The organism is Oceanibaculum nanhaiense (genome assembly GCF_002148795.1).
In the GTDB taxonomy this organism is placed as follows: Bacteria; Pseudomonadota; Alphaproteobacteria; order Oceanibaculales; family Oceanibaculaceae; genus Oceanibaculum; species Oceanibaculum nanhaiense.
This window is the reverse complement of sequence record NZ_MPOB01000004.1, coordinates 66032-91684: the sequence shown is the minus strand read 5'-3', so window position 1 is coordinate 91684 and position 25653 is coordinate 66032. Positions and strand designations below refer to the sequence as shown.

General features: G+C 65.4%; 26 protein-coding genes. 3 read left to right on the top strand and 23 right to left on the bottom strand.

The features are described 5' to 3' along the window. Window positions 1-8: 8 nt before the first annotated feature. The 5 genes from BKM74_RS07905 to BKM74_RS07885 all read right to left on the bottom strand — a co-directional run bounded on the left by BKM74_RS07905 (window position 9) and on the right by BKM74_RS07885 (window position 5589). Window positions 9-1013 (bottom strand): ABC transporter ATP-binding protein, encoded by a 1005-nt coding sequence (locus BKM74_RS07905; RefSeq protein WP_086465168.1) that lies wholly within the window; start codon window positions 1011-1013, stop codon window positions 9-11. Next, window positions 1010-1987: an ABC transporter ATP-binding protein gene (locus BKM74_RS07900; RefSeq protein WP_086465167.1), complete on the bottom strand. Its 978-nt coding sequence runs from the start codon at window positions 1985-1987 to the stop codon at window positions 1010-1012. The genes BKM74_RS07905 and BKM74_RS07900 overlap by 4 nt, the downstream gene beginning before the upstream one ends. After that, window positions 1984-2931, bottom strand: coding sequence for an ABC transporter permease (locus BKM74_RS07895; protein WP_086465166.1), 948 nt, complete (start codon window positions 2929-2931; stop codon window positions 1984-1986). Before BKM74_RS07895 ends, BKM74_RS07900 begins: the two co-directional genes overlap by 4 nt. After that, window positions 2928-3905: an ABC transporter permease gene (locus BKM74_RS07890; protein ID WP_086465165.1), complete on the bottom strand. Its 978-nt coding sequence runs from the start codon at window positions 3903-3905 to the stop codon at window positions 2928-2930. Before BKM74_RS07890 ends, BKM74_RS07895 begins: the two co-directional genes overlap by 4 nt. A gap of 124 nt (window positions 3906-4029) precedes the next feature. Then, a complete protein-coding gene (locus BKM74_RS07885) occupies window positions 4030-5589 on the bottom strand; it encodes an ABC transporter substrate-binding protein (RefSeq protein WP_086465164.1) in 1560 nt (519 codons plus the stop codon). Between the two features lie 257 nt (window positions 5590-5846). Between BKM74_RS07885 and BKM74_RS07880 the strand changes: the two genes are divergently transcribed. The 3 genes from BKM74_RS07880 (at window position 5847) to BKM74_RS07870 (ending at window position 8900) form a co-directional block, all read left to right on the top strand. After that, window positions 5847-6683 (top strand): IclR family transcriptional regulator, encoded by an 837-nt coding sequence (locus BKM74_RS07880; RefSeq protein ID WP_176342450.1) that lies wholly within the window; start codon window positions 5847-5849, stop codon window positions 6681-6683. A gap of 137 nt (window positions 6684-6820) precedes the next feature. Next, on the top strand, window positions 6821-7774 hold the full coding sequence (locus tag BKM74_RS07875; RefSeq protein WP_086465162.1) for a M14 family metallopeptidase: 954 nt from the start codon (window positions 6821-6823) through the stop codon (window positions 7772-7774). Then, the gene (locus BKM74_RS07870) at window positions 7767-8900 is read left to right on the top strand and encodes an AbrB family transcriptional regulator (protein WP_086465161.1); all 1134 of its coding nucleotides are present in this window, start codon (window positions 7767-7769) and stop codon (window positions 8898-8900) included. The genes BKM74_RS07875 and BKM74_RS07870 overlap by 8 nt, the downstream gene beginning before the upstream one ends. Window positions 8901-8912: 12 nt before the next feature. Here BKM74_RS07870 and BKM74_RS07865 read toward each other — a convergent pair whose 3' ends face one another. From BKM74_RS07865 to BKM74_RS07780, 18 genes are all read right to left on the bottom strand, one after another. Then, window positions 8913-9716 carry an SDR family NAD(P)-dependent oxidoreductase gene (locus BKM74_RS07865; RefSeq protein WP_086465160.1) on the bottom strand — a complete coding sequence of 268 codons (804 nt, stop codon included), beginning with the start codon at window positions 9714-9716 and terminating at the stop codon, window positions 8913-8915. 158 nt (window positions 9717-9874) lie between these two features. Continuing rightward, window positions 9875-11416, bottom strand: a complete 1542-nt coding sequence (locus tag BKM74_RS07860; protein WP_086465159.1) for an acyl-CoA synthetase — start codon at window positions 11414-11416, stop codon at window positions 9875-9877. A gap of 69 nt (window positions 11417-11485) precedes the next feature. After that, window positions 11486-12940 (bottom strand): c-type cytochrome biogenesis protein CcmI, encoded by a 1455-nt coding sequence (ccmI, locus tag BKM74_RS07855; protein ID WP_140056044.1) that lies wholly within the window; start codon window positions 12938-12940, stop codon window positions 11486-11488. Further along, window positions 12927-13409, bottom strand: coding sequence for a cytochrome c-type biogenesis protein (locus BKM74_RS07850; protein ID WP_086465157.1), 483 nt, complete (start codon window positions 13407-13409; stop codon window positions 12927-12929). The genes ccmI and BKM74_RS07850 overlap by 14 nt, the downstream gene beginning before the upstream one ends. Beyond that, entirely contained in the window at window positions 13406-13933 is a 528-nt protein-coding gene (locus tag BKM74_RS07845) for a DsbE family thiol:disulfide interchange protein (protein WP_086465156.1), read from the bottom strand. The genes BKM74_RS07850 and BKM74_RS07845 overlap by 4 nt, the downstream gene beginning before the upstream one ends. Window positions 13934-13942: 9 nt before the next feature. Continuing rightward, window positions 13943-15928, bottom strand: coding sequence for a heme lyase CcmF/NrfE family subunit (locus BKM74_RS07840; RefSeq protein WP_086465155.1), 1986 nt, complete (start codon window positions 15926-15928; stop codon window positions 13943-13945). A gap of 10 nt (window positions 15929-15938) precedes the next feature. Then, window positions 15939-16415, bottom strand: a complete 477-nt coding sequence (gene ccmE, locus BKM74_RS07835; protein WP_086465154.1) for a cytochrome c maturation protein CcmE — start codon at window positions 16413-16415, stop codon at window positions 15939-15941. After that, window positions 16412-16585: a heme exporter protein CcmD gene (gene ccmD / locus BKM74_RS07830; RefSeq protein WP_086465153.1), complete on the bottom strand. Its 174-nt coding sequence runs from the start codon at window positions 16583-16585 to the stop codon at window positions 16412-16414. The genes ccmE and ccmD overlap by 4 nt, the downstream gene beginning before the upstream one ends. Window positions 16586-16701: 116 nt before the next feature. Further along, entirely contained in the window at window positions 16702-17439 is a 738-nt protein-coding gene (locus BKM74_RS07825) for a heme ABC transporter permease (protein ID WP_086465152.1), read from the bottom strand. 4 nt (window positions 17440-17443) lie between these two features. After that, a complete protein-coding gene (ccmB, locus tag BKM74_RS07820; RefSeq protein WP_086465151.1) occupies window positions 17444-18124 on the bottom strand; it encodes a heme exporter protein CcmB in 681 nt (226 codons plus the stop codon). Beyond that, window positions 18121-18762, bottom strand: coding sequence for a heme ABC exporter ATP-binding protein CcmA (gene ccmA, locus BKM74_RS07815; protein ID WP_086465150.1), 642 nt, complete (start codon window positions 18760-18762; stop codon window positions 18121-18123). The genes ccmB and ccmA overlap by 4 nt, the downstream gene beginning before the upstream one ends. A gap of 67 nt (window positions 18763-18829) precedes the next feature. Continuing rightward, window positions 18830-19180 (bottom strand): hypothetical protein, encoded by a 351-nt coding sequence (locus BKM74_RS07810; protein ID WP_086465149.1) that lies wholly within the window; start codon window positions 19178-19180, stop codon window positions 18830-18832. A 16-nt stretch (window positions 19181-19196) separates the two neighbouring features. Beyond that, window positions 19197-20429 carry a phenylacetate--CoA ligase family protein gene (locus BKM74_RS07805; protein WP_086465148.1) on the bottom strand — a complete coding sequence of 411 codons (1233 nt, stop codon included), beginning with the start codon at window positions 20427-20429 and terminating at the stop codon, window positions 19197-19199. A 25-nt stretch (window positions 20430-20454) separates the two neighbouring features. Further along, on the bottom strand, window positions 20455-21318 hold the full coding sequence (locus BKM74_RS07800) for an ABC transporter ATP-binding protein (protein WP_176342449.1): 864 nt from the start codon (window positions 21316-21318) through the stop codon (window positions 20455-20457). A gap of 66 nt (window positions 21319-21384) precedes the next feature. Beyond that, the gene (locus BKM74_RS07795) at window positions 21385-22701 is read right to left on the bottom strand and encodes an ABC transporter substrate-binding protein (RefSeq protein WP_086465147.1); all 1317 of its coding nucleotides are present in this window, start codon (window positions 22699-22701) and stop codon (window positions 21385-21387) included. Between the two features lie 100 nt (window positions 22702-22801). Then, on the bottom strand, window positions 22802-23797 hold the full coding sequence (locus BKM74_RS07790) for a branched-chain amino acid ABC transporter permease (protein WP_245825868.1): 996 nt from the start codon (window positions 23795-23797) through the stop codon (window positions 22802-22804). 88 nt (window positions 23798-23885) lie between these two features. After that, on the bottom strand, window positions 23886-24779 hold the full coding sequence (locus BKM74_RS07785; RefSeq protein WP_086465145.1) for a branched-chain amino acid ABC transporter permease: 894 nt from the start codon (window positions 24777-24779) through the stop codon (window positions 23886-23888). Window positions 24780-24799: 20 nt separating this feature from the next. Next, on the bottom strand, window positions 24800-25651 hold the full coding sequence (locus BKM74_RS07780) for an ABC transporter ATP-binding protein (protein WP_217895454.1): 852 nt from the start codon (window positions 25649-25651) through the stop codon (window positions 24800-24802). Between the last annotated feature and the right edge of the window lie 2 nt (window positions 25652-25653).

Genomic DNA, 25653 nt, shown 5'->3' with positions numbered 1-25653 from the left:
TCCCGGCTCTATTGCTGGTCGTTCAGATGACAGGCGGAGAAGCGGTTGGGGGCGATTTCCTTCAGCACCGGCACCTCCGCCTTGCAACGCGCATGGGCATGCGGGCAGCGCGGATGGAAGTGACAGCCCGGCGGCGGATCCAGCGGTGAGGGAATCTCGCCCTTGATCGGCTCGAAGATACGGCGCCCCGGCTCCAGCCTCGGCACCTCGGCCAGCAGTGCCTGGGTGTAGGGATGGTTTGGCGCCTTGAACAGATCGTCTGTCGGCGCGCTCTCCACCACCCGGCCGAGATACATGATGACCACGCGGTCGCTCAGATGCTCGACCACGCCCAGATCATGGCTGATGAACAGGTAGGTGAGGTCGAATTCCTCGCGCAGCTTCATGAACAGGTTCAGCACCTGCGCCTGGATCGACACGTCGAGTGCGGCCACAGCCTCGTCGCACACCAGGAATTCCGGGTTCACCGCCAGCGCGCGGGCGATACCGATGCGCTGACGCTGACCGCCGGAGAACTGATGCGGATAGCGCTTCTTGTAGCTGGGGTCGAGGCCGACGCGCAGCAGCAGATCGTCGATAAAGCCGCCCATCTCCTTGCGCGGAACGATGCCGTGCACCCTGGGCGCCTCGCCGACGATCTCCTCCACCCGCAGGCGCGGATTGAGCGAGCTCATCGGGTCCTGGAAGATCATCTGCACCTTCAGCTGGACGCTCTTCGCCTCTGCAGCGCTCAGGCCGTTCACCTCCTGCCCGCGATAGAAGACTTTTCCCTCGGTGGCATCGTGGATACCCGCCACGACCCGGCCCAGCGTGGACTTGCCGCAGCCGGATTCGCCGACCAGGCCAACCACTTCGCCCTGCTTTACCGACAGGTTGACGCGATCGACCGCATGCACCACCTCCTCGCGCATGCTGCCGCCCAGCCGGTTCACGATCTTGGCTGCTATGTCCAGGCGCTTCGTGAAGCGCTTGCTAACATCCGTCAGTTCGATGATGGGGGCTTCGGCGGTCATGCCGCGTCCTCCAGATGCGGGTGCTGGCAACGGGCGAAACGCCCGGGCATATGTTCGACCATCTCGGGCACCGCGAGACAGGCATCGTCGGCGCGCGGGCAGCGTGGCCGGAACGGGCAGCCCTGCGGCAGGGCGAAGGGCGGCGGCGCCATGCCGGGAATCTGTCGGAGCGGCTGGCCGCGCGGGTTGCGCGACGGCACCGAGCCGATCAGCCCGCGGGTATAGGGATGCACCGATGTCTCTATAACATCGTCCACCGCGCCGCGCTCGACGATACGGCCGGCATACATGACGCACAGCTCGTCGGCCAGGCCGGCAACCACGGACAGATCATGGGTAACCCACAGCAGCCCCATATCCTGCTCGCGCACCAGCTTCTGCATCTCATAGAGAATCTGCGCCTGGATCGTCACGTCCAGCGCCGTCGTCGGCTCGTCCGCGATGATCAGGTCCGGCTTGTTCAGCAGCGCGATGGCAATCGCCACACGCTGGCGCATGCCGCCGGAGAACTGATGCGGGTAGGCCTGCAGCCGCTCGTCCGGCGAGGGGATGCCAACCTGCCCCAGCGCATCGCGGGAACGCTGCCGGGCGGTCTCCCGGTCCACATCCTCATGCGCCAGGATGGTCTCGATCATCTGCGTGTCGATGCGCAGCACCGGGTTCAGCGTCATCATCGGATCCTGGAAGATCATCGCGATGTGGCGCCCGCGGATCTTGCGCATCTCGGCTTCCGGCAGGCCGACAAGGTTGCGCCCGCGATAGAGGATGCGCCCGCTGACCACGCGGCCGGGCGGATCGACCAGCCCCATGATCGAGAAGCCGGAGACCGACTTGCCGGAGCCGCTTTCACCCACCAGCCCCATGACCTTGCCGCGGCCGATCTCGAAGGACACATCGTCCACCGACTTGACCACGCCCGCCTTGGTGAAGAAGTGGGTTTGCAGGTTTTCGACCTTCAGAACCGACTCGGTCATCGCTGAAGCCTCGGGTTGAGAATGTCGCGAAGCTGGTCGCCGACCAGGTTGATGGCGACAATGGTGACAAGCAACGCCACGCCGGGGAAGAAGCTGATCCAGTAGCGGCCCGACAACAGATAGTTGAAGCCGTTGGAGATCAGCAGGCCCAGCGACGGCTCGGTGACCGGCAGGCCGATGCCGAGGAAGCTGAGTGTGGCTTCCAGCGCAATCGCGTTCGCCACCTGCACCGTGCCGATGACGATGACCGGTGGCAGGCAGTTTGGCAGCAGGTGCCGGAAGATGATGCGCGGCGTGGACAGCGCCAGGCTGCGCGCCGATTCGATATATTCCTTGCGGCGTTCCACCAGTGCCGCGCTGCGCGCGGTGCGGGCGTAATAGGCCCACTGCACAATGATCAGCGCCAGGATCACCTTATCGACGCCGCGCCCCAGGATCGCCAGCAGCATCAGCGCTACCAGAATGGCCGGGAAGCTGAGCTGCAGATCGACGATGCGCATGATCAGCGTTTCGATCTTGCCGCCGAAATAGGCCGCCGTCAGGCCCAGCGAGGTGCCGATGATAAGCGCGAAGAAGCCGCTGAGAATGCCGACGGTCAGGCTGATGCGCAGGCCGTAGAAGATGCCGCTCAGCATGTCGCGGCCCTGCCCGTCCGTGCCCAGCCAGTACACCTGACCGGTATAGCTTTCCGAGCCCGGCGGCATCTTCGAATCCATGATGTCGATCTGTGACAGGTCGAACGGATCCTGCGGCGATATCCAGGGCGCGAACAGCGCGACAAGGATAATCGCGACCAGCGTGATCAGGCCGACGACCGCCAGCTTGCTCTCGCAGAAGCTGGAGAACAGCCGGCGCCAGGGCGGGATCGCCTTGGCCTTGGCAGCCTCCGGAACCAGTTCGGGGCCGGGTGCACCGGCAATGATGTCGGTCGACTCGGCGCTCATGATTTCATATCCGACAGGCGAACGCGGGGATCGAGGATCGAATAGAGGATATCGACCACCAGATTGATGGTGATGAACATCAGCACGATGACGATCAGGTAGGAGACGATCACCGGCCGGTCGAGCACGAAGATCGAATCGATGATCAGCTTGCCGATGCCGGGCCAGGCGAAGATCGTCTCGGTGACGACCGCGAAGGCGATGACCGAGCCCAGCTCCAGGCCGATGACAGTGACCAGCGGGATCAGGATGTTCTTCAGCACATGCACGAAGATGACCCGCCCGGTGGACAGGCCCTTGGCACGCGCGAATTTCACATAGTCCAGCAGCAGCGTCTCGCGCATGCCCGCACGGGTCAGGCGGATCACCAGCGACATCTTGAACAGCGCCAGGTTGAGGGCTGGCAGCAGCAGATGGCTCCAACCCTCCAGCGAGAACAGCGTGGATTCCATGCCGAGGAAGCTGGCGGTCTCCCCACGGCCGCCGGCGGGCAGCCATTGCAGGAACACCGCGAAGATCATGATCAGCATTAGCCCCTGCCAGAAATTCGGCAGGGAGAAGCCGAGGATCGAGCCGGCCATGATCGACCGGCCGGCAACGCTCTCGGGCCGCAGACCGGCCCACATGCCGAGCGGAATGCCGACCGTGATCGACAGCAGCATCGCGGCAAAGGCCAGTTCAAGCGTCGCCGGAAGGCGCGCGAACACCAGGCTCAGCGCCGGCTCGTTGAAGACGAAGGATTTGCCGAGGTCGCCCTGCAGCAGATTGCCGAGGAAGACGAAATACTGCTCCCACAAGGGCCGGTCGAGGCCCAGCGCGCGAACCGCGCGGTCATATTCTTCCTGGGAGGCATCGGCGGAAATCAGAATGTCGATGGGGTTGCCAATGGCATAGACCCCGGCGAAGACGATCACCGTCATGACGGCGATCAGCAGGACGCTCTGCATCAGCCGTCGCAGAATGAAGACGCTCATGCCTTGGGCAGCTCCCTTGCGGCGCGCGTGACCTGGGTAAAAACAGTGCAGGCTTCATGCCTGCGTCCATCAAGCCAGCGGGGGAAGGGCCGCAGGCCCCTCCCCCATCGGCGAGTACAGGGCTTTAGTTGCCCATCTTCACATAGGTGGCGAGGGTGCCCTGGTCGGAACGGCCAACATAGGTCAGGCCCTTCCGGGTCGCCCAGGTGGACACCTCATAGTGCAGCGGGATCAGCCCGACATCGGCCATTGCGATCTCGGTCGCCTTCTGCAGCAGCTTCTCGCGCGCGGCATCATCGACGGTGACCAGCGCCTTGGCGAGGGTCTCGTCGAACTCCTTGTTCGAGTAGCGGCCACGGTTGGACGGGCCCATGCCGGTTTCCTTGTTATAGGTCGCCAGCAGCGACTTCAGCGGCGAGGAGGCCTCACCGGTGCCGGAGCCCCAGCCAACCAGCAGCAGGCTGAATTCCAGCTTGGAAGCGCGGCCGAAGAAGGTCGAGCGCGGCATGGTATCGACCGCCGCATCGATGCCGATACGGCTCAGCATCTGCGCCACCGCCTGAACGATCTGCGCATCATTGATGTAGCGGTCGTTCGGGCCATGGATAGTCAGCTTGAAGCCGTCCGGATAGCCGGCCTCGGCCAGCAGCTTCTTGGCACCCTGGGGGTTGTAGGTCGGCACCTGGATGTTCGGGCTGACACCGAAGAAACCCTTCGGCAGCAGCTGGCCGGCCGGAATGGCGACGCCTTCCATCACCCGATCGACGATGGCCTGACGGTTGATCGCCATGGAGATCGCCCGGCGGACGCGCACGTCCTTGAACGGGTTCTTGATCTCCTTGCCGTCCTTGCCCGTCACATGCGGGGTGACGTCACGGTCGCTGTCGATGTGCAGATAGATGACGCGATTCGAGACGGCGTTCGAGATGACGACATTCTCGTTCTTCTTCAGCTGCGCGATGTCGGCCGTCGGCACGCCATCGACCAGATCGACGTCACCCGACAGCAGCGCCGCGACGCGCGAGGCCGCGTTGGTCACCGGCCGGAAAGTCACCTTGTCGAAGGTCGGCTTGTCGCCCCAGTAATTGGGGTTCGCTTCCAGTTCGATGGCCTGGCCCGGCGTGAAGCTGACCAGCTTGTACGGACCGGCGCCAATGGCGGCCTTGCCGCTGTTGTAGTCCGAGGTGGTGGCACCCTCGCCGTGCTTCTTGCTGACGATGCGCACGGTGCTGACGTCGTTCGGCATCAGCGGATAGGGCTTCTCGGTGATGAAATGGACCGTATGCGGGTCCACGACCTTCACTTCCTTGATCGGCTTCGTATAGATGCCGAAGCTGGACGGGCTGTCCGGCACATTGCCGGCACGCTTCATGGTGAAGGCGACATCCTCGGCCGTGAAGGGCGAGCCGTCATGGAACTTCACGCCCTGACGCAGCTTGAATTCCCAGGTGGTGTCGTTGATCGGCTTCCAGGACAGCGCCAGACCCGGCTTCAGCTGCTGGGTCTCGTCCTGCTCGATCAGTGCCCCGAAGATATGCGTCGCCAACGCATTGTTCGGCGACAGATTGTGATAGTGCGGATCGATCGATGTCGGTTCCGTCGAAAGAGCGATCTTCAGCTCGGCTGCCGATGACGGCGCGGCCAAGACCGATAGCGCCGTAAACATGCCGGCGACTGTGTACATCAAAGGTCTCATTAAGGACCCTCCTATTTGTTCTGAACCCTGACTAGCCTCCAATGTCCGCCACTCGACATTCCGTTAGGTCCAATCGCTATTAGTGACAAAGCTATCGGAATGCGATAAAATTGTGACGAACGACGGTGATCGTGTGACAAGCCTACAGCTTTGTCAACGCGCCTTCCAGCCTGCCATGAAAGGCCCTCGCCAGAAAGGTAAAGCCGATGCGCCGGAAGCCCTTGGAGACGCCCCTGGAGACGCCCTTGCAGACGCATACGGAAGCGCCAGAATTTACCGCTGACGCGCAACGGCGGGAGGAAGAGCGCAACGATCCGCTGTTCGTGAACTCACTCGGCAAGGGGCTCGCGGTCCTGCAGGCTTTCGGCAGCGACTGGGACGCGCTGGGGCTGCGCGAGATCGCCCAGCGTACCGGCCTGAACACCAGCGCCGCCCAGCGCTTCACCCACACGCTGACCCAGCTTGGCTATCTGAAGAAGGATGAGAAGACGCGGCGCTACCGCCTGGGGCCGCGCATGCTGAACTTCGCCTATTCCTACCTGCGCGCGAACCCGCTCTACGATGTCGCCATCCCCATCGTCATTTCGGTGCGCGACGAGTGGCAGGAGACGGTGAATGTCTCGGTCATGGACGATACCGACGCGGTGGTCGCGATCCGCATGCCGAGCCAGCGGCGCATCAATTCCAACACCGCCATCGGCCGCCGTATGCCGGCCTTCTGCGTGTCCACCGGCCGGGCCATGCTGGCCTGGCTGCCGCCGGAGGAGCGCGCCGCCATCCTGGACCGCACCGACTTCGTCAGGCTGACCTCACACACCATCACCGACCGCGCAGCCCTGGAAGCGGAGCTGGACCGCATCCGGCAGGACGGTTTCGCCGGTGTCGAGGAAGAAGCCGATCTCGGCGAACTGGCCGTTGCCGCGCCGATCCTCGATGGCGACCGCAAACCCATCGCCGCGCTGGGCATCACCACCTCGACGGCCTATTGGACGATGGATGATGCGCGCGAGAAACTGTCACCCATCGTGCAGCAGGCGGCGACGGCGATCAGCCGGTCGCTGCAGGGCTGGCACGGCTTCTGACCGCAGCGCCAGTTCCGGGCTGTCCCGTTCCGTGCAGTCCTGTCATACGCGCAAGACTCTGGATGAAACCGCCGAACGCGCCTAATTTCGTCAGACCCATTCCGCAGCCCCATTCCGCAGCACGGACGGCGTAAATCGTGAGCACCGCAGAATACAGGGTCGATCTCAGCGCACCCGACATCGCCCCCTACCGGGCCGGCAATACCGGCATCGACTATGCCACCACTTTCGACAGCGGCAAGCCCGGCCCGCATGTCATGGTGAACGCCGTCACCCACGGCAACGAGCTGTGCGGCGCCATCGCCGTCGATTACCTGTTCCGCAACGACATCCGCCCGCTGCACGGCAAGCTGACGCTCAGCTTCGCCAATGTGGAGGCCTATCTCAGCTTCGATCCGGCCAACCCCACCGCCTCGCGCTTCGTCGAGGAGGATTTCAACCGGCTCTGGTCGGAGGAAGTCCTCGACGGCCCGCGCGACAGCGTCGAGCTGCGCCGCGCCCGGCAGATGCGGCCGCTGATCGACAGCGTGGACTATCTGCTCGACATCCATTCGATGCAGCACCCGACCGCGCCGCTGATGCTGTGCGGCCCGCTGGAGAAGGGGATCGCGCTGGCCCGCGCGCTGAAGCACCCGGAAATCGTGGTGTCTGACAAGGGCCATGCCGCCGGCAAGCGGCTGCGCGACTACCGCTTCTTCGCCGATCCCGCCGATCCGCGCAATGCGCTGCTGATCGAGTGCGGTCAGCACTGGGAAAAATCCAGTGAGACCGTCGCCCTCGACAATGCGCTGCGCTTCCTCGGCCATTACGGCATGATCGACCGGGAGACGATGGACAGCCACCTCTCCACGCAGACCCTGCCACCGCAGCAGGTGATCCAGGTCACCGACCCGGTCACGGTGAAGAGCGACAGCTTCCGTTTCGCCGCGGACTATAAGGGGCTGGAAGTGATCGAGAAGAAGGGCTCGCTGCTCGGCCATGACGGCGATGAGCCGGTCTATACGCCGCACGACCGTTGCGTGCTGATCATGCCGTCGCGGCGGCTGACCAAGGGCCAGACCGCCGTCCGGCTGGGGCGCTTCCTTGACTGAGGCGGCGCCAAAGGACGGCAGCGGCAGCCCAAAAGATGCCATAGGCGGCAAGGGACCGGCGAAGCTGTGGCAGATTGCCCTGGCGCTCACCATCGGCGCCATCGGCGGCTACATCTTCCTGCAGCTGCGCCTGCCGCTGGCCTGGATGATGGGGGCGATGGTGTTCACCACTGCCGCCGCCATCGCCGGTGTGCCGATCCGCATGGCGATGAAGCTGCGCACCACCTTCCTTGCCATCCTCGGCGTCATGCTGGGCAGCGCCTTCCGGCCCGACATCATCGACCAGCTGGGACAATGGATCGTCAGCGCCGTTGGCATCGTCGCCTATGTCAGCCTCGCCGGCTGGCTGGTCTATCTCTATTACCGGCGGTTCAGCGGCTACGACCAGGCGACCGCCTATTTCGCCGCCTCGCCCGGCGGCCTGTCGGAAATGATCATGATGGGCACGGCGATGGGCGGCGACGAGCGCATCATCTCGCTGACGCATGGCGCGCGCATCCTGCTGGTGGTGCTGACCGTGCCGCTGTTCTTCCGCTATTTCCTGGGCTATGAGCCGCCGCCGCGCGGCGTGACCGGCATCTCGATCCTGGATATGCCGTACTATGACCTGATGCTGCTCGGCCTGTGCGCGGTCATCGGCGCCTTCCTCGCCAAGCTGGCGCGGCTGCCGGCCTCGCTGCTGGTCGGGCCGATGCTGTGCAGCGCCGCCATTCACCTGGCCGGGCTGACATCGCACGCGCCGCCCTTCGAGCTGGTGACCGTCGCCCAGGTGGTGATCGGCAGCGCCATCGGCTGCCGCTTCGCCGGCACAAAGGTCGCGCTGGTGCGCCGCACCGTCGGTGTCACCATGATCTCGACCGCGATCCTGCTGGCGGTCACGCTGATCTTCTCGGTCGGCCTGCATCTGCTGACAGACCTGCCGACACTGGATATCGTGCTGGCCTTCTCGCCCGGCGGCCTCGCCGAGATGAGCCTGGTGGCACTGGCCGTCGGCGGCGACACTGCCTTCGTCTCCAGCCACCACATATTGCGCATCATTGTGGTGGTGCTGCTGGCGCCGCTGGTGTTCCGGCTGTTCGTCCGGCGGTCGGCGCTCCTCACCAAACCGGGACAGGCCGACGATTGATAAAAGCCGGCCTCACACGCATGTCGCGGTGAGGCCGCCATCCACCACCAGTTCCGTGCCGGTGATGTAGCGCGCCTCGTCGGAGGCCAGGAACAGCGCGGCATGCGCCACATCCCAGGCATCGCCCATTCGACCCATCGGGCATTGCGCATCGCGGGCGCGGATCATCGCATCGACGTCGCCTTCCTTGCCATAGGCGCCGGTCAGCCCCTCGCGCACCATCGGCGTGTTCATCAGGCCGGGCAGGATGGTGTTGGCGCGGATGCCCTTCGCCGCATATTGCAGCGCCACCGACCGGGTAAACGGCACGATGGCACCCTTGGTCGTGGAATAGACGATATAGGGCACGCCCAGCCAGCGGTTGCCGGCGATCGAGCCGATATTCACGATGGCGCCGCCGCCCTGGCGTTCCATCACCGGAAGCACATGCCGGCAGGTCAGGTACATGGAGGTGAGGTTCACCTGCAGCACCTTGTCCCACTCCGCCTCGTCCAGCTCAACCGGGCCGCCCAGCCCCATGATGCCGACATTGTTGTGCAATATGTCGATGTGCCCGAACCGGTCCATGCAAGCATCCACCATCGCCTTCACCTGCGCGCTGTCGGTCACGTCGCAGGTATGGGCGGCGATGGTGCCTCCCTCCGCCGCGACGATAGCGCGGGTTTCCTCCACCGCCTGGCTGTTGCGGTCGATGGCGAAGACTTTCGCGCCCTCGCGGGCGAACAGCGCCGCCGCCGCCTTGCCATTGCCCCAGCCCGGCCCGATGGAGCCTGCCCCGGTGACGATGGCCACCTTGTCCTTCAGCCTGCCGGCCATGGTTTCCTCCCTGTTTGTGGTTCTTGTTATGGTCTGTCATCGCCGGGCTTGACCCGGCAATCCAGGGCAACAGTCCCGAAGGACAAAGGCAGGGCACCGCCCCTGGATGCCCGGATCAAGTCCGGGCATGACAAGGGAGAATGCCTAATGCCCCCCACTCACACCCCCTCCTTTTCCAGCAGGGCGCGCAACTCGGTCTTCAGGATCTTGCCGTAATTGTTCTTCGGCAGCGCCGCAATGAAGCGGTAGCGCTTCGGCCGTTTGAAGCGGGCGATGTTGTCCAGGCACAGCGCATCCAGCTCGGCCTCCGGCACGCGGTGACCGGGGCCGCCCTCGCGCGCCACGACGAAGGCCACCACCTCCTCGCCCCAGTCGGCATGCGGCGCGCCCACCACCGAGACCTCGGCCACCTGTGGGTGGGTCAGCAGCACCTCCTCCACCTCGCGCGGATAGATGTTGGATCCGCCAGAGATGATAACGTCCTTGGAGCGGTCATGCAGGCTGAGATAGCCGTCCTCGTCGAACGAGCCCATGTCGCCGGTATGCAGCCAGCCGCCGGCCAGCGTCTTCGCTGTCGCCTCCGGGTTATTCCAGTAGCCCAGCATGACGGAATCGCCGCGGCAGATGATCTCCCCCACTTCGCCCGGCGGCAGCGGCTTGTCCTGCGCATCGACCACGCGCACCTCGACCACGCTCTGCGCCTGCCCGGCCGAGGCGATGCGCTGCTCCCAGCGCGGATGATCGCGCATTGCATATTGCGCCTTGGTCATGCCGGTGATCGTCATCGGACTTTCGCCCTGCCCGTAAAGCTGCGCCAGCTTGTTGCCCAGCACATTGAGCGCCTGTTTCAGGTCGGCCACATACATCGGCGCGCCGCCATAGACGATGGTCTTCAGATTACCGAGGTCCGCCCCGCCGATGCCCGGATGATTCACGAAACGCTTCACCATGGTCGGTGCGGCAAAGAAGGTCAGCCCCTTGTGGTGCGGGATGAGGTCCGCCATCTCCGACGGGTCGAAACCGCCCGACTCGGGGATCACCTGCGTCGCCCCCATCATCATGTGCGGCAGCATGTAGAGGCCAGAGCCGTGCGACAGAGGGGCCGCGTGCAGGATGGAATCGCCCGGCGCGATGGCATCGATATCGACGAAATAGCTGAGGCTCATGGCGCGCAGATTGCGGTGGCTCAGCATCGCGCCCTTGGGCCGGCCGGTGGTGCCGCTGGTGTAGAACAGCCAGGCGAGGTCATCGTCTCCCACCGCCGCCATCGGGGCAGGATCGGCCTGCAGCATCCGACGGTGGTCAGGCGTACCGGCGCAGACGATGCGCTCCAGCGCCGGCAGCTCGCCCGCCAGCCCGGCGATCACCGGCTCCAGGTCGGAGGTCACGAAGCACAGCCGCGCGCCGCTATGCTCGAGGATGTACTGGAACTCGCGGGCATGCAGCTTGCCGTTGATCGGCACGGCGGCAAGACCGGCATGCCAGATGCCGTAGAGCAGCGTCACATAGTCCGGGCAGTTCTTCATCGCCAGCGCGACCCGGTCGCCGGGCTTCAGCCCAATCGCCTGCAAGGCACCGGCCACACAGGCAACGGACCGCGCCAGATCGCGGAAGCCCATCACCGTGCGTGGCCCATGCGCCAGCGCCGGATGGTCGCCCAGCCGATGCGCCGCGCGCATCAGCATGCCTGCCAGATTCATGAATCCTCCCGAACTTCTTATATTTTCGGGAAGTCTCGCAGAGCCCGGCAGCAGCGGCAAGCGGCAGGGTCAGTTCGGCAGCGCCTCGATGCGGCGGTCGATCTGTTCCCGCAGCGGCGAATCCTCGGGTGCCAGCGCGCGCAGCTGCCCCCACAGGCGGCGTGCGGTTGCGGTATCGCCCTTCCGCGCGGCCTCGTTGCCCAGGAAGAACAGCGCCTGCGGGTTGGTCTCATCCAACGCATGGAGCCGGCGCATCACCGCCATGAAGGCTTCCGGCATCTCCGCCTCGGGCGTACCGGGCGGGAACAGCGTCGTTGCATAGCCGGTCAGCAGCGGCACGCTGTCAGGCAGATGGAGCAGTGCCTCCTCATAGGCCGCCAGCGCCTTTTCCGGCTCGCCCTGCACGCCATAGGCGCGGGCCAGCCGCAGCCAGCCTTCCTCATCCTGTGGCTGTTCCTTCAGCCGGTCGGCCAGCCGGTCCACCATGCTTTGCACGAAGGCCGCGCGCTCCTCGGCACTCATCTGCTGCGCCGCCTCGATATCGGCACGGCCAGGCCCGCGTGCCGGCGCTTCAGCAGCCCCCCGGGACGCCCCCCGGGACGCCCCCTGGCCCATCTCCTGCCGCGCCGCCTCCCGCAGCGGTGCCAGGGCGATGCCATTCTCCGCCGCCAGCGATTCCATCCGCGCTGTCAGCATGCCCATCCAGGGCGCATCTGGCGGGGAAATCGCCTGCAGCCTGACCCACCGTTCCAGGGCCGCGCGCGGCTGGCCCGCCTGCTCCGCTGCCAGCCCCAGATAATAGAGCGACCGCGGATCGCCCGGGCTTGATGCCAGCACATGCTCGAACACGCTGCGCGCCTCGACCGGAACGGTACCTTGCTGCGCCAGAACCAGCATCTCTGCATAGAGGCCGAAACTCTCCGGATCGGCCTCCAGATGGGCAGCGCGGCGGTATGCCTCCGCACTCTCCTCGAAACGTTCCATCTGGCGCAGCACGTCACCCAGCCGCAGCCAGGATTCCCGGTCGGCGGGATTATCCGCAAGTCGCCCGCGCAACGCCTCGACCTCGCCGGTCAGCGCGGCGCTGCCTTCCGCGATCGCCTGAATTTCCGCCTGGCGGGAGGCCAGCGGCATGTCCGGCGCGCCGGGGCGGCCCAGCGTCAGATAGATCAGGATGGCACCCAGCGGCACGATGCCGGCGGCGACCGCCAGCGCGAAGGCGCGGTAATGCGGCGGCACGCCGGCCTGGCCGGTGGCGCCCTGCTGCCGGTCCTCGGCCAGCATGCGGCGCTGGATTTCGACACGCGCCGCCGCCGCCTGATCCGCGCTCAGCACGCCGGAGGCCAGATCGCGCTCGATCTCCTTCAACTGCGCACGATAGACGGTCAGCCCGTAATCGCGGCGGTCGGCGGCACTCCCCGAAGAACGCAGCAGCGGCCAGGCCAGCGCCGCGACGGTCGCGGCCGTCATCAGCGCTATGACGATCCACATCATCATTTCGGCCAGACCATCATTTCGGGTCACCCTCGGCCATCAGCGTTGCCAGCCGGCGTTGCTCCTCGGCATCGAGCGGAACCGCCTCGCGCGGCGCCGCGGCGGCCGCCTTGCGACGCCCGCGCAGATAGAGCAGCACGCCGATGCCGCCCAGCAGCAGGATGCCCGCCGGCCCATACCAGAGAATCCAGGTGGACGGCTTCACCGGCGGCTTCAGCAGCACGAAATCGCCATAGCGCTGCACCACGAAGGCCCGCACCTGATCGTCACTCTCGCCCTGCGTCAGCCGTTCGCGCACCAGCAGGCGCAGGTCGCGGGCCAGTTCGGCGTTCGATTCCTCGATCGATTCGTTCTGGCAGACCAGGCAGCGCAACTCCTTGCCGATATCGCGCGCCCGCGCCTCCAGCGCCGGATCGGCCAGCATCTCATCCGGCTGCACCGCGCCGGCAACCGCCGGCAGCAGGGCAATCAGAAACGCCAGTGCGGCGAACGCCCTCACCGCGACAACTCCCGCAGCAGCGGGCGGATGGTCTGTTCGATATCCTTCGCCGTCAGCACGCCGACATGGCGGTAGCGGATATGGCCGTCTCGGTCGATCACATAAGTCTCCGGCACGCCATAGACGCCCCAGTCGATGGAAACGCGGCCGTCCCGGTCGGCGCCGATGCGGGTGTAGGGGTTGCCGAGCTCGGCCAGGAACTTCGCCGCCGCCTCGGGCTTGTCCTTCTGGTTGATGCCGAAGATCGTCAGCCCCTCGCGGGCGAGGCCGGTCAGCAGCGGATGTTCGATGCGGCAGGGCGCGCACCAGGAGGCAAAGACATTGACCAGCGCCACCTGCCCCTTCAGGTCCGCGTCGGACAGGCCAGGCACGCCTTCGATAGCGGGCGGCAGGGCGAAGGCAGGGGCCGGCTTGTCGATCATCGCCGAGGGCAGGGTCTGCGGGTCGCGCGTCAGACCGACCGCGAAATAGGCGGCGACGGCGACGAACAGCAGCACCGGCAGCAGATAAAGCAGACGACGCATGAAAACCGCCTATTCCGCTGCGGCCGGCAGGGCGGCAGCGCGCGACTGCCGCGCCGGGGCGCCGACGCGCAGCCGGCGGTCGGCCAGCGAGACCAGCCCGCCCGCCGCCATGATGACTGCGCCGAACCAGATCCAGGGCACCAACGGATTATGGTAGAGCCGCACGGTCCACAGCCCGCCCTCATTGCTCTCGCCGATCACCACATAGAGGTCGGCAAAGCCGTTGCTGCGGATCGCCGCCTCGGTCGTCGGCATGCGGGTCACCGGATAGACCCGGCGTTCCGGAAACATCTCGGCAACGAAGTCGCCGTTCCGGCGCACCGTGAACTGGCCCTGATCGGCCTGATAATTCGGCCCCTGCACGCGGCGCACCGCATCGAATTTTAGATCGTATCCGGCAATCGACAGCGTCTCGCCCGGACGAGAGGCGGTCACGGATTCGGTCTTCCACAGGATGTCGCCGGTCATGCCGTAGATCACCACCGCCATGCCGGCATGGGCGATCCACATGCCGTAGGAGGAGCGCTGCAGCCCGCGTGCACGGCGCAGCGCATCGGCCAGCGGCACGCGGAACAGTTTCGTCCGCTCCGCCCAGTCGGTCAGCACGCCCATCAGCAGCCAGGTCGCCAGCGCGAAGCCGAAGGCCGACAGCACCGGCGCGCGCGTGGCAAAATAGAACACCGCCAGCGCGACCACGGCGGTGATGCCGATGGCAACCCACAGCCGGCCCAGCACACCGGCCAGATCGGCGCGCTTCCAGGCCAGCATCGGCCCAACCGCCATCAGCATGACCAGCGGCACCATCAGGGGAATGAAGGTGGCGTTGAAGAAGGGCGGACCGACCGAGACACGCTCCCCAGTCATCGCATCCAGCAGCAGCGGATAGAGCGTGCCGAGCAGCACCGTCGCCGTCGCCGTCGCCAGCAGCAGATTGTTCAGCACCAGCCCGCCCTCGCGGCTGACCGGCTGGAACAGCCCGCCGGGCTGCAAGGCCGGCGCGCGCAAGGCATAGAGTACCAGCGAGCCGCCCACCGCGATCACCAGAAGCGCCAGGATGAAGGCGCCGCGGTCGGGATCGACGGCGAAGGCATGCACCGAGGTGAGGATGCCGGAGCGCACCAGGAAGGTGCCCATCAGGCTGAGGCCGAAGGTGAGGATCGCCAGCAGGATGGTCCAGCTCTTCAGCGCGTCGCGCTTTTCCACCACGACAGCGGAATGCAGCAGCGCCGTGCCGGCCAGCCACGGCAGGAAGGAGGCATTCTCCACCGGGTCCCAGAACCACCAGCCGCCCCAGCCCAGCTCGTAATAGGCCCACCAGCTGCCCAGCGCGATGCCCAGCGTCAGCGCGGTCCAGGCGGCCAGCGTCCAGGGCCGCACCCAGCGCGCCCAGGCGGGATCGACCCGGCCCTCGATCAGCGCCGCCACGGCGAAGGAAAAGGCGACCGAGAAGCCGACATAGCCGAGATACAGGAAGGGTGGATGGAAGGCCAGGCCCGGGTCCTGCAGCAACGGGTTCAGGTCGTTGCCGTCCAGCGGCGGCGGGAACACCCGCTCGAACGGGTTGGAGGTCAACAGGATGAACAGCAGGAAGCCGACGCCGATCATGCCCTGCACCGACAGCACACGGGCCTTCAGGCTGGGCGGCAGGTTGCGGCCGAACATCCCGACCATGGCGCCGAACAACGCCAGGATCAGCGACCACAGCAGCATGGAGCCCTCATGATTGCCCCACACGCCGGTCACCTTGTAGAGCATCGGCTTGGCGGAATGCGAGTTCTGCATCACATTCGCGACCGAGAAGTCGGAGGTCACGAAGGCCCAGGTCAGCGCCAGGAAGGCGGCCGCCACCAAGGCGAACTGCACCACCGCTGCCGCCGGGCCGGTCGCCATCAGTGCCGCCGATCCGCGTGACGCCCCCAGCATCGGCAGCAACGACTGCACCGCCGCGACAAGCAGCGCCAGAACCAGGGCGAAATGGCCAATTTCGGCGATCATCGGCGGATACTCACTTCCGGACGCTCTGCGATGCGTCTTCGCGCCAATGCTCGGCCCGCTTCAGCGCTTCGGCCACCTCCGGCGGCATGTAGGTCTCGTCGTGCTTCGCCAGCACCTCGCGGGCGACGAACACGCCCTGCTTCAGCTGGCCCTCGGCAACCACCCCCTGCCCCTCGCGGAACAGGTCGGGCAGCACGCCGGTATAGGTGACCGGCAGCGCGTTCATCGTATCGGTCACCCGGAAGGTAATGGTCAGGCCGTCCGGGCGCTGCACGCTGCCCTCCTCGACCAGCCCGCCGAGGCGGAACGGGCGGCCATCCTCCATCGGCTTGGCCTGCAGATCGCTGGGGCTGAAGAAGAACACCAGATTGTCCTCGAAGGCGTTCAGCACCAGCGCCGTCGCCGAGGCGAGCGCCAGCATGCCAAGGCCGACAATGTAGAGCCGGCGCTTCTTGCGCGTGCCTGCCTTGATCCGCCCCTTGCTCATGGGCGTTCTCCCGCGGCGTTCTCCAGCCGGCGCAGTTCGGCCTCGCGCCGACGCAGGCCGGCCAGCGTCGCCGCCAGCAGCACGATCAGCCCGATGGCCGCCACCGCATAGGACGACCAGACATAGACACCATGGCCCCCCATGGCGAGATAGCTGGAAAGATCAGTCAAATTGGCACCCGATCCTCTGGCATCGTGATTCGTGTCTTAAGGATAGGAAGTCTTACCGGTGAAACCAGACGCATGCGCCCTGAAACGCTGCGGCATCTCGTCTCCCTTGGTCATGGTCACGTATCCCAGCCTTCCATCTGGCGCTGGCGCAGCACCTGGATGCGGCGCTCGATCAGCCGGCCTCGCACGCGCAGCAGCAGCAGCACGAGATAGAGCAGCAGGAAGGCCAGCCCCATCAGCAGCAGCGGCGTCAGCATCGCCGGATGGATCGCCGGCCCGTCCAGCCGCGCGACGCTGGCCGGCTGGTGCAGCGTGTTCCACCAATCGACGGAGAATTTGATGATCGGGATGTTGATCCATCCGACCAGCGCCAGCACCGCGCCGGCGCGCGCGCCGCGCTGCGGATCGTCAAAGGCGTTCACCAGCGCGATATAGCCGAGATACAGGAACAGCAGTACCAGCACCGAGGTCAGCCGCGCATCCCACACCCACCAGGTGCCCCACATCGGCTGCCCCCACAACGCACCGGTCACCAGCGCGATCACGGTGAAGCAGGCGCCGATCGGCGCGCTCTCCTGCGCAATCAGATCGGCCAGCGGATGCCGCCAGATCAGCGCCATGGCGCTGGCGATGGCCATCGAACTGTAGCAGCCCATCGCCATCCAGGCGGCCGGCACATGCACATACATGATGCGCACCGTCTCGCCCTGCTGATAGTCGGGCGGCGAGTCGAACAGGCCAAGATAGAGGCCAGCCCCCATCAGCAGCACGGTCGCCAGCGTCAGCCACGGCAGCAGCAAGGCGCTAAGCCGGGAAAACCGGGCCGGGTTCGCAAGAAAATGCAGTTTCGACATCTCTCTATTCCACCGCATGGCGCAGGGCCGCCGATGCCGCCCAGGGACACAGCGGCAACGCCGCCAGGAACAGCGCCGCCAGCAACATGAGGTGCGGCGCGGTCGGATAGCCGCCGACCGCCGCATCCACCGCCGCCACCCCGAAGATCAGCACGGGGACGGTCAAGGGCAAGACCAGCAGCGACATCAGCACGCCGGACCGGCGCGCGCCCAGCGACAAGGCCGCGCCGACCGCGCCCAGCAGGCTCAAGGTCGGGGTGCCCAGCGCCATCGCCAGCACCAGGGCGACGAACCCGTCCAGCGGCAAGTTCAAAAGGATCGCCAGCACCGGTGCGGCGACCAGCAACGGCAGGCCGGTGGTCAGCCAATGCGCCAGGCATTTGGCCAGCACCAGGAAGCCCAGCGGCAGCGGCGACAGTACCAGCAGTTCCAGCGAGCCATCCTCATAATCCGCCTGGAACAGCCGGTCCAGCGACAGCATGGCCGCCAGCAGCGCCATCACCCAGATCACACCGCCGGATATCCGCGCCAGCACCGCGGCGTCCGGCCCCACGGCGAAGGGGAACAGCACCGCGCCCAGCACGAAGAAGCCGACCACCAGCAGCACGTCGGAACCCTGCCGCCCGGCCAGCCGTAAATCCCGGCCGAGCACGGCGCCGAAACCGCCGAGTCCCAGCGCGCTCATGCCGCCTCCCGCCGGTCCGGGGCGAAAGCGTCCATGGCCAGCACGTCGGCGCCCGGCAGGTCTATTTCGGCATGCGTGGACAGCACGACCATACCGCCCTCGGCGCGGTGTTCCGCCATGATTTCTTCCAGCACCTTGATGGAGGCGATATCCAGCGCCACCGTCGGCTCGTCCAGCAGCCACAGGCCGGTCTGTGCCGCCAGCAGACGCGACAGGGCCAGCCGCCGCTTCTGCCCGGCGGACAGCCAGCGCCCCGGCGCGTCGGCCAGATGCGCGATGCCGAAGCGGTGCAGCGCGGCGCGCACCCGCTCCCCGCTGTCTTCATCGTGCAGGCCGGCCCAGAAGCTGAGATTCTCCAGAACGGTCAGCGTCGGTTTCACCGCATCCAGATGGCCGACATAGCAAAGGTCGGCGCGGTGCGCGTCCGGTTCCGCCGCGACGGGTTCTCCGCCGCGCGTCAGCGTGCCCGCCACCGCCGGCAACAGTCCCGCCATGATGCGCAGCAGGCTCGACTTGCCGCTGCCATTCGGTCCGCGCAGCAGCAACGCGCCGCCAGCCGGCAGCGAAAAATCGACGCCGGTAAAGACAAGCCTGTCGCCACGCCGGCAGGAAAGGCCGTTGCCGCTGAAATCGTCCATGCCTCTTCTTAGTCTTTGATGCGGTCGCGGTCCAGCGGACAGGGGGTCGCAACCGGCGCGGGCGCGATCAACGCCGCATACGGTCGCGAATGTGCAGCGTGAAGAATCCCAGCAGGGGCGGGAACAGCGCCACCAGAAACCCGCTGATGGCGTGGCCGTTGCGGCTGCGCAGATATTGCAGGTTGAACAGGTTGATGCAGCGCTCCACCCGCTCGTAATTCCCGGCATAGCGCGCCCGGCAATCGCGCTGCCCGGCATAATAGGTTGCGTCATAAACCTGTGTTGTCGGCGGCCAGGTAAAAAGCCAGACGGTGGCAACGCCGACGATCCAGACGGCACTGAACAGCCCCAGCAGCCGATAGGCACGGCGCTGCCGCCTCTTCTGCTCTTGCTGCCGGCTGTTCGCGCGCGCTGTCATACCAGCAGCATAGCACCTACGTGTAGCTGCGGGTGTCCTCGATCACCTTGCCGTCATTCGGCAGGCTGCCGGGCGCCACCAGCTCGACCGTTCCCTTCAGCTTGGTCGTGGCCTGCAGGCTCTCGGCGATGCGGGCGGCCAGCGCCGTATCCTGCTTTTGTACCTCGCAGCGTAGTACCATCTCGTCGCGGCCGGCGGTACCGCCAACCACCAGCCGGAAGCGGGCGATTTCGGGATGGCGCTTTGCGGCATCGGCCACCTGCCCCGGATGGACGAACATGCCCTTCACCTTGGTGGTCTGATCGGCCCGGCCCATCCAGCCCTTGATGCGCCAGTTGGTGCGTCCGCAGGGACTCTGCCCCGGCAGGATGGCGGACATGTCGCCGGTGCCGAAGCGGATCAGCGGGTAATCCGGCGTCAGGGTGGTGACGACAACCTCCCCCACCTCACCGTCGGGCACCGGATCGCCGGTGCCGGGGCGCACGATCTCGACGATCACCCCCTCATCCACGATCATGCCCTCCTGCGCCGAGGATTCGTAGGCGATCAGCCCCAGATCGGCAGTCGCATAGCATTGCAGCACCTGGCAGCCATAGCCCGCAAGTTCGGTACGCAGCGAGGGTGGCAGCGCCTCGCCCGAGACCAGCGCCTTCGTCAGGCACGACATATCGGCGCCGGTTTCCGCGGCCTTCTCGAACAGGATCTTCAGGAAGGAGGGCGTGCCGGCATAGCCGGACGGGCGGATATCGGATATCGCGCGCAGCTGCAGTTCGGTCTGGCCGGTCCCTGCCGGCACCACGGCGCAGCCCAGCGCATGCGCCGCCGTTTCCAGCATCGATCCGGCCGGTGTCAGATGATAGGAGAAGCTGTTGTGCAGGATGTCGCAGGGTCGGAATCCGGCGGCATAGAGCGCGCGGGCGAAGCGCCAATAGTCGCGTCCCTGCCCTTCGGGATCGTAGATCGGACCCGGCGACATGAAGATGCGCGCCAGCGCGCTGGGCCGCTTGGCGTTCAGCCCGCCGAAGGGCGGGTTTTCCTTCTGTAACTCGATCAGATCACCCTTGCGGGTAACCGGCAGCGTCGCCAGCGCCTCCCGGCTGGTCACCCCGGCCGGATCGATTTTAGCCAGCAGCTTGCCGAAATAGTCGGTCTGGCCCCTCGCATGCGCGACCAGCGCCGGCAGGCGGGACAGCAACTGCGCCTCGCGCACCGCCGGGTCGCGGGTCTCAAGAATATCGAAATAGGGCACTTTCCTCGCCTTTCTTGGCCCGGCTTCAGCCGAGCCAGCGCTTGCGGCGGCGGTACTGCTTCACATCGCGGAAGCTCTTGCGGCCGGTGCCGGACAGGCCGAGATAGAATTCCTTCACATCCTCATTGTTACGCAACGCATCGGCGGCGCCATCCAGCACGATGCGGCCATTTTCGAGAATGTAGCCGAAATGCGCGTAGCGCAGCGCCACATTGGTATTCTGCTCGGCCAGCAGGAAGGACACGCCCTCCTTCTCGTTCAGCTGCTTCACGATCTCGAAAATCTGTTCGACCAGCTGCGGCGCCAGCCCCATCGAGGGTTCGTCCAGCAGGATGATCTTCGGCCGGCTCATCAGCGCGCGCCCAATGGCGCACATCTGCTGCTCGCCGCCGGAGGTATAGCCGGCAAGGCTGGTCCGCCGCTCCTTCAGGCGCGGGAAATAATGATAAACCAGCTCCAGATCGTCGGCGATGGCCTGCCGTCCATCCTTGCGGGTATAGGCGCCGGTCAGCAGGTTTTCCTCGACCGTCAGATGCTCGAAGCAATGCCGCCCTTCCATCACCTGGATGACGCCCATGCGCACCAGCGCGTCCGGCGTCATACCGTCGATGCGCTGGCCGGCGAAATGCACCGAGCCCTTGGTCACCTCGCCGCGCTCGGCGCGCAGCAGGTTGGAAATCGATTTCAGCGTCGTGCTCTTGCCGGCCCCGTTGGCGCCCAGCAAGGCCACGATGCCGCCATCCGGCACATCGAGAGACACGCCTTTCAGCACCAGGATCACATGGTCGTAGATGACCTCGATATTGTTCACCTTCAGCAAGGCTTCGGCGGCGCCGGAGGCGGTACCGGGCGACTCGGCTTCCAGTTTCTGTGCGGCGGCGCTGGTCATGGCGTCTTCCGTGATCCCGTGAAAGAAAAACGGGGCCCGCCCACGAAAGGCAGGCCCCATAGATCGTTACATCTTGCAGTCGCGCGGGGTGATGCCCTTCTCCTTCGCGTACTGCATGGCGGAAGCCTCATACATCTTGGTCAGCATCTCGCGGCGCGGCTTGATGAAGTCCGAGACGAAGTTCCACTGCTTGCCGTCCCATTGCTGGATGACGACGGAGCCGCCGCCCTCATGATCGTTGCAGGACAGCTTGATCGGCGACATCAGGCCGGTCAGGCCCAGCTTGTCGATGACCTCCTGGGTGATGTTCAGATTCTCGAAGCCCCACTGCACCTGTTCGCCGGTCAGCGGCTTGTTGCCGAACTTGCCCTGCGCGGTGCGCACCGCCTCGATCATGATCGCCGCATTGACGACGCCGCGATTATACAGCGCCTCGCCGAACGTATCCTTGCCGATGCCCTTGCCCTTGGCGAACACGATGTCGCGGATTTCCGAATGCACCTTGGCGCCCGTGCCGACCCCGGTGAAGGAGGCCGACATATAGCCCTTCGCGGCAGCACCGGCAGGCCGCACATCGGCCTCGGAGCCAGACCACCAGACGCCGACGAACTTGTTCATCGGGTAGCCGACGGCCGCGGCCTCCTTGATCGCCGTGGAGTTCATCACGCCCCAGCCCCACATGATCACCCAGTCCGGCCGCAGCTGGCGGCCAATCTGCAGCCAGGTCGCCTTCTGCTCCAGCCCCGGATGGGCGACCGGGAACAGGTTCAGGGTATAGCCTTCCTGCTTGGCCAACGCCTGCAGGGTGGCGATCGGTTCCTTGCCATAGGCGCTGTCATGGTAGACCAGGGCGATCTTCTTGCCCTTGAGGCTGCCCTTCTCCTGCGCCTGGATGTACTGGATGATGGCGTCCGCCCCCGCCCAATAGGTCGCCGGCGCGGTGAACACATAAGGGAAGACGGAGCCGACAGTGGCGTCGGCGCGGCCATAGCCCATCGAGAAGACCGGAATCTTATCCGCCGTCGCGCGCTCGATCAGCGCGTAGGTGATGCCCGTGGCGTAGGGGTTGAAGACCGTCGCGCCGGTCGGCCCCTGCTTCTTCAAGCGCTCGTAGCACTCCACGCCGCGGTCGTTATTGTAGTTGGTCTCGCACTCTTCCCAGGTGATCTTCACGCCGTTGATGCCGCCGTCGCGGGCATTGATGAGTTCGAAATAATCGACGAACCCATTGGCCAGCGGAATCCCACTCGGCGCATACGGGCCGGTGCGATAGACCAGCAGCGGCATGAACTGCTCGTTCTGCGCCGCCGCCGGCATCGCCAGCAGCGGGGTTGCAACGACCGCCGCTGCGGCCGCCGACAAAAGCATCTTCTTCATATTCATTGCTTTTCACTCCCTGTTTGTTCAGTTTTCCCTGTTTTCCGGGACTCTGCGGTCCCTTGTCCAAAGCCCCCTTCACCTCTCGCCCGTCCGGTTCACCCGGTCAGTAGGGGAACGGCCACAGCCGCATCTTCTCCTTCGCCAGTGTCCACAGCCGGGCAAGCCCGTGCGGCTCGACGATCAGGAAGAAGATGATGAGCGCCCCGAAGATCATGAATTCGAGATGCGCGATCACATCGACCGGGATATGCCAGCCGATCAGTCCCGGCACATTGTTCAGCAGGATCGGCAGCAGCACGATGAAGGCCGCCCCCAGGAACGACCCCAGGATGCTGCCCAGCCCGCCAATGATGATCATGAACAGCACCTGGAAGGAGCGGTTGATGTCAAAGGCCAGCGCCTCGACCGAGCCGGTATAGATGAAGGCCCAGGCCGCCCCGGCGATGCCGATATAGAAGGAAGAGATGGCGAAGGCCGACAGCTTGGCCATCAGCGGCCGGATGCCGATGATCTCAGCGGCGATATCCATATCTCGGATCGCCATCCAGGACCGGCCGATCTTGCAGCGCGTCAGATTCTTCGCTGCCAGCGCCATGACCGCCACGAAGGTCAGCAGGAACAGGTATTTCACCAGCGGGCTGGATTGCGGCCCGGTGATATAGACGTCGCCGAACAGATGCATCGGCGGGGCCGAGATCACGCCGGACGGGCTGTAATTGTTGAACCAGCCGAACTTGTTGAACATCCAGATCAGGAAGAACTGCGCGGCCAGCGTCGCCACTGCCAGATAAAAGCCCTTGATGCGCAGGGACGGAAGGCCGAACAGCACACCGACCGCCGCCGTGATGGTGCCCGAGAGCAGCAGCACGATGACGATGTGCAGATCGGGGAAGGCCGTCGCCAGCTTGTAGGCGGCAAAGGCGCCGCAGGCCATGAAGCCGCCGGTGCCGAGGCTGAGCTGCCCGGCATAGCCGGTCAGGATGTTCAGCCCGATCGCCGCCATCGAGAACACCAGGAACGGCACCAGGATGGATACCAGCCAGTAATCATTGGCCACCGACGGAATCGCCAGATAGGCGATCAGCAGAAGGGCCACCATCCCCATGCGGTCCAGGCGGATCGGAAAGATGCCCTGATCCGCTGCGTACGACGTCTTGAATTGTCCAGCCTCGCGATAAATCACGGCGTCATACCCTTTCGATGATCTTTTCGCCGAACAGGCCCTGCGGCCGGAACAGCAGCACCAGCATGGCCAGCATGTAGGCGAACCAGTCCTCGATGGCGCCGGCCAGGAACGGCCCGACGAACACTTCGGCCAGCTTCTCGCCCGCGCCGATGATCAGCCCGCCGATGATGGCGCCGGGGATTGAGGTGAAGCCGCCCAGGATCAGCACCGGCAGCGCCTTCAGCGCGATCAGCGCCAGCGAGAACTGCACCCCCAGCTTGGAGCCCCACATGATGCCGGCGACCAGCGCCACCAGCCCGGCCACCGACCAGACGATGACCCAGATGACGCGTAGCGGAATGCCGACCGACATCGCCGCCTGATGATCGTCGGCGACGGCGCGCAGGGCGCGGCCAATGCGGGTCTTCTGGAAGAACACCGCCAGCACCCCGACCAGCGCGCCCGCCACCACCGCGGCGACCAGATCGAAGCTGTTCACCAGGATATCGCCGAAGAACAGAGGCTGGGTCGGAATGCCGATATCCAGCGTGTGAACGTCCGACCCCCACAACGTCTGACCGAACCCGTCGATGAAGAAGGTGATGCCGATGGTCGCCATGAACAGAATGATCGGCGGCTGGTTCACCAGCGGCCGCAACACCGCGCGCTCCACCGCATAGGCCAGCAATATCATGACGGCGATGGCGATCATGATCGCCAGCGGGATCGGCACGCCCATATTGATGAAGCCAACCAGCGTCAGCGCGGCGAACAGCACCATCGCGCCCTGCGCGAAGTTGAACACGCCCGATGCCTTGAAGATCAGCACGAAACCGAGCGCCACCAGCGAATACATGACGCCGGACAGCAAGCCGCCGATCAGGACCTCGAAGAAGAACGGCCAGGAAAAGAACATGCCTCGTTACCCCTTGGAGATCAGTGGCTGACGCCGAGATAGGCATCGATGACGCGCTGGTTGGCGCGGACTTCGTCCGGCGTGCCGTCGGCGATCTTCACGCCGTAATCCAGCACCACGACACGGTCGGAAATATCCATGACGACGCCCATATCGTGCTCGATCAGCACGATGGTGGTGCCGAACTCCTGATTCACCTCCAGGATGAAGCGGCACATATCCTCCTTCTCCTCGACATTCATGCCGGCCATCGGCTCGTCGAGCAGCAGGATGTCCGGCTCCATCGCCAGCGCCCGGCCCAGCTCCACGCGCTTTTGCAGGCCATAGGGCAGCCGGCCGACCGGCGTGCGGCGGACCGCCTGGATTTCCAGGAAATCGATGATTTTCTCGACCGCCGCGCGGTGCTCCAGCTCTTCCTTCTGCGCCGGCCCCCAATACAGCGCCTGCCAGAACATGCCGCGCTTCATCTTCAGCATCCGCCCGGTCATCAGATTGTCCAGCGTGCTCATGCCCTTGAACAGGGCGATGTTCTGGAAGGTCCGGGCGATGCCGTTCTTGGCGGCGGTATTGGGGTCCATCGCCCGCAGGCTGCGCCCCATGAACTCGATGGTCCCGGACTGCGGCTTGTAGAAGCCGTTAATGACATTCAGCATCGAGGACTTGCCGGCGCCGTTCGGGCCGATGATCGCCAGAATCTCGCCTTTGCGGACTTCCAGGCTGACCTTGTTGATCGCCTTCACGCCGCCGAAGCCAAGCTCGATATCGTTCAGCCGCAGCACCGGCTCGCCGACCTGTGCCACCTCGGGCATCGGTTTGAGTGCTGCCGGGGATGCTGCCGGGGGTGCTGCCATCGCCGAATCCGCTTCCGCCATCG

What these genes read in the sequence shown, in the direction of transcription:
- BKM74_RS07790 (WP_245825868.1), bottom strand. Translation starts at nt 23,797, where the DNA reads ATGGTGGCCCTTCTGCTGATCGCCTATCTGGCGATTCCGTCGGTGGCC.
- BKM74_RS07890 (WP_086465165.1), bottom strand. Translation starts at nt 3,905, where the DNA reads ATGAGCGTCTTCATTCTGCGACGGCTGATGCAGAGCGTCCTGCTGATC.
- BKM74_RS07840 (WP_086465155.1), bottom strand. Translation starts at nt 15,928, where the DNA reads ATGATCGCCGAAATTGGCCATTTCGCCCTGGTTCTGGCGCTGCTTGTC.
- ccmB (WP_086465151.1), bottom strand. Translation starts at nt 18,124, where the DNA reads ATGAGCGCGCTGGGACTCGGCGGTTTCGGCGCCGTGCTCGGCCGGGAT.
- ccmA (WP_086465150.1), bottom strand. Translation starts at nt 18,762, where the DNA reads ATGGACGATTTCAGCGGCAACGGCCTTTCCTGCCGGCGTGGCGACAGG.
- BKM74_RS07800 (WP_176342449.1), bottom strand. Translation starts at nt 21,318, where the DNA reads ATGACCAGCGCCGCCGCACAGAAACTGGAAGCCGAGTCGCCCGGTACC.
- ccmE (WP_086465154.1), bottom strand. Translation starts at nt 16,415, where the DNA reads ATGAGCAAGGGGCGGATCAAGGCAGGCACGCGCAAGAAGCGCCGGCTC.
- BKM74_RS07785 (WP_086465145.1), bottom strand. Translation starts at nt 24,779, where the DNA reads ATGTTCTTTTCCTGGCCGTTCTTCTTCGAGGTCCTGATCGGCGGCTTG.
- BKM74_RS07780 (WP_217895454.1), bottom strand. Translation starts at nt 25,651, where the DNA reads ATGGCGGAAGCGGATTCGGCGATGGCAGCACCCCCGGCAGCATCCCCG.
- BKM74_RS07865 (WP_086465160.1), bottom strand. Translation starts at nt 9,716, where the DNA reads ATGGCCGGCAGGCTGAAGGACAAGGTGGCCATCGTCACCGGGGCAGGC.
- BKM74_RS07885 (WP_086465164.1), bottom strand. Translation starts at nt 5,589, where the DNA reads ATGTACACAGTCGCCGGCATGTTTACGGCGCTATCGGTCTTGGCCGCG.
- BKM74_RS07825 (WP_086465152.1), bottom strand. Translation starts at nt 17,439, where the DNA reads ATGTCGAAACTGCATTTTCTTGCGAACCCGGCCCGGTTTTCCCGGCTT.
- BKM74_RS07900 (WP_086465167.1), bottom strand. Translation starts at nt 1,987, where the DNA reads ATGACCGAGTCGGTTCTGAAGGTCGAAAACCTGCAAACCCACTTCTTC.
- BKM74_RS07795 (WP_086465147.1), bottom strand. Translation starts at nt 22,701, where the DNA reads ATGAATATGAAGAAGATGCTTTTGTCGGCGGCCGCAGCGGCGGTCGTT.
- BKM74_RS07895 (WP_086465166.1), bottom strand. Translation starts at nt 2,931, where the DNA reads ATGAGCGCCGAGTCGACCGACATCATTGCCGGTGCACCCGGCCCCGAA.
- BKM74_RS07860 (WP_086465159.1), bottom strand. Translation starts at nt 11,416, where the DNA reads ATGAATCTGGCAGGCATGCTGATGCGCGCGGCGCATCGGCTGGGCGAC.
- BKM74_RS07810 (WP_086465149.1), bottom strand. Translation starts at nt 19,180, where the DNA reads ATGACAGCGCGCGCGAACAGCCGGCAGCAAGAGCAGAAGAGGCGGCAG.
- BKM74_RS07845 (WP_086465156.1), bottom strand. Translation starts at nt 13,933, where the DNA reads ATGCGTCGTCTGCTTTATCTGCTGCCGGTGCTGCTGTTCGTCGCCGTC.
- BKM74_RS07905 (WP_086465168.1), bottom strand. Translation starts at nt 1,013, where the DNA reads ATGACCGCCGAAGCCCCCATCATCGAACTGACGGATGTTAGCAAGCGC.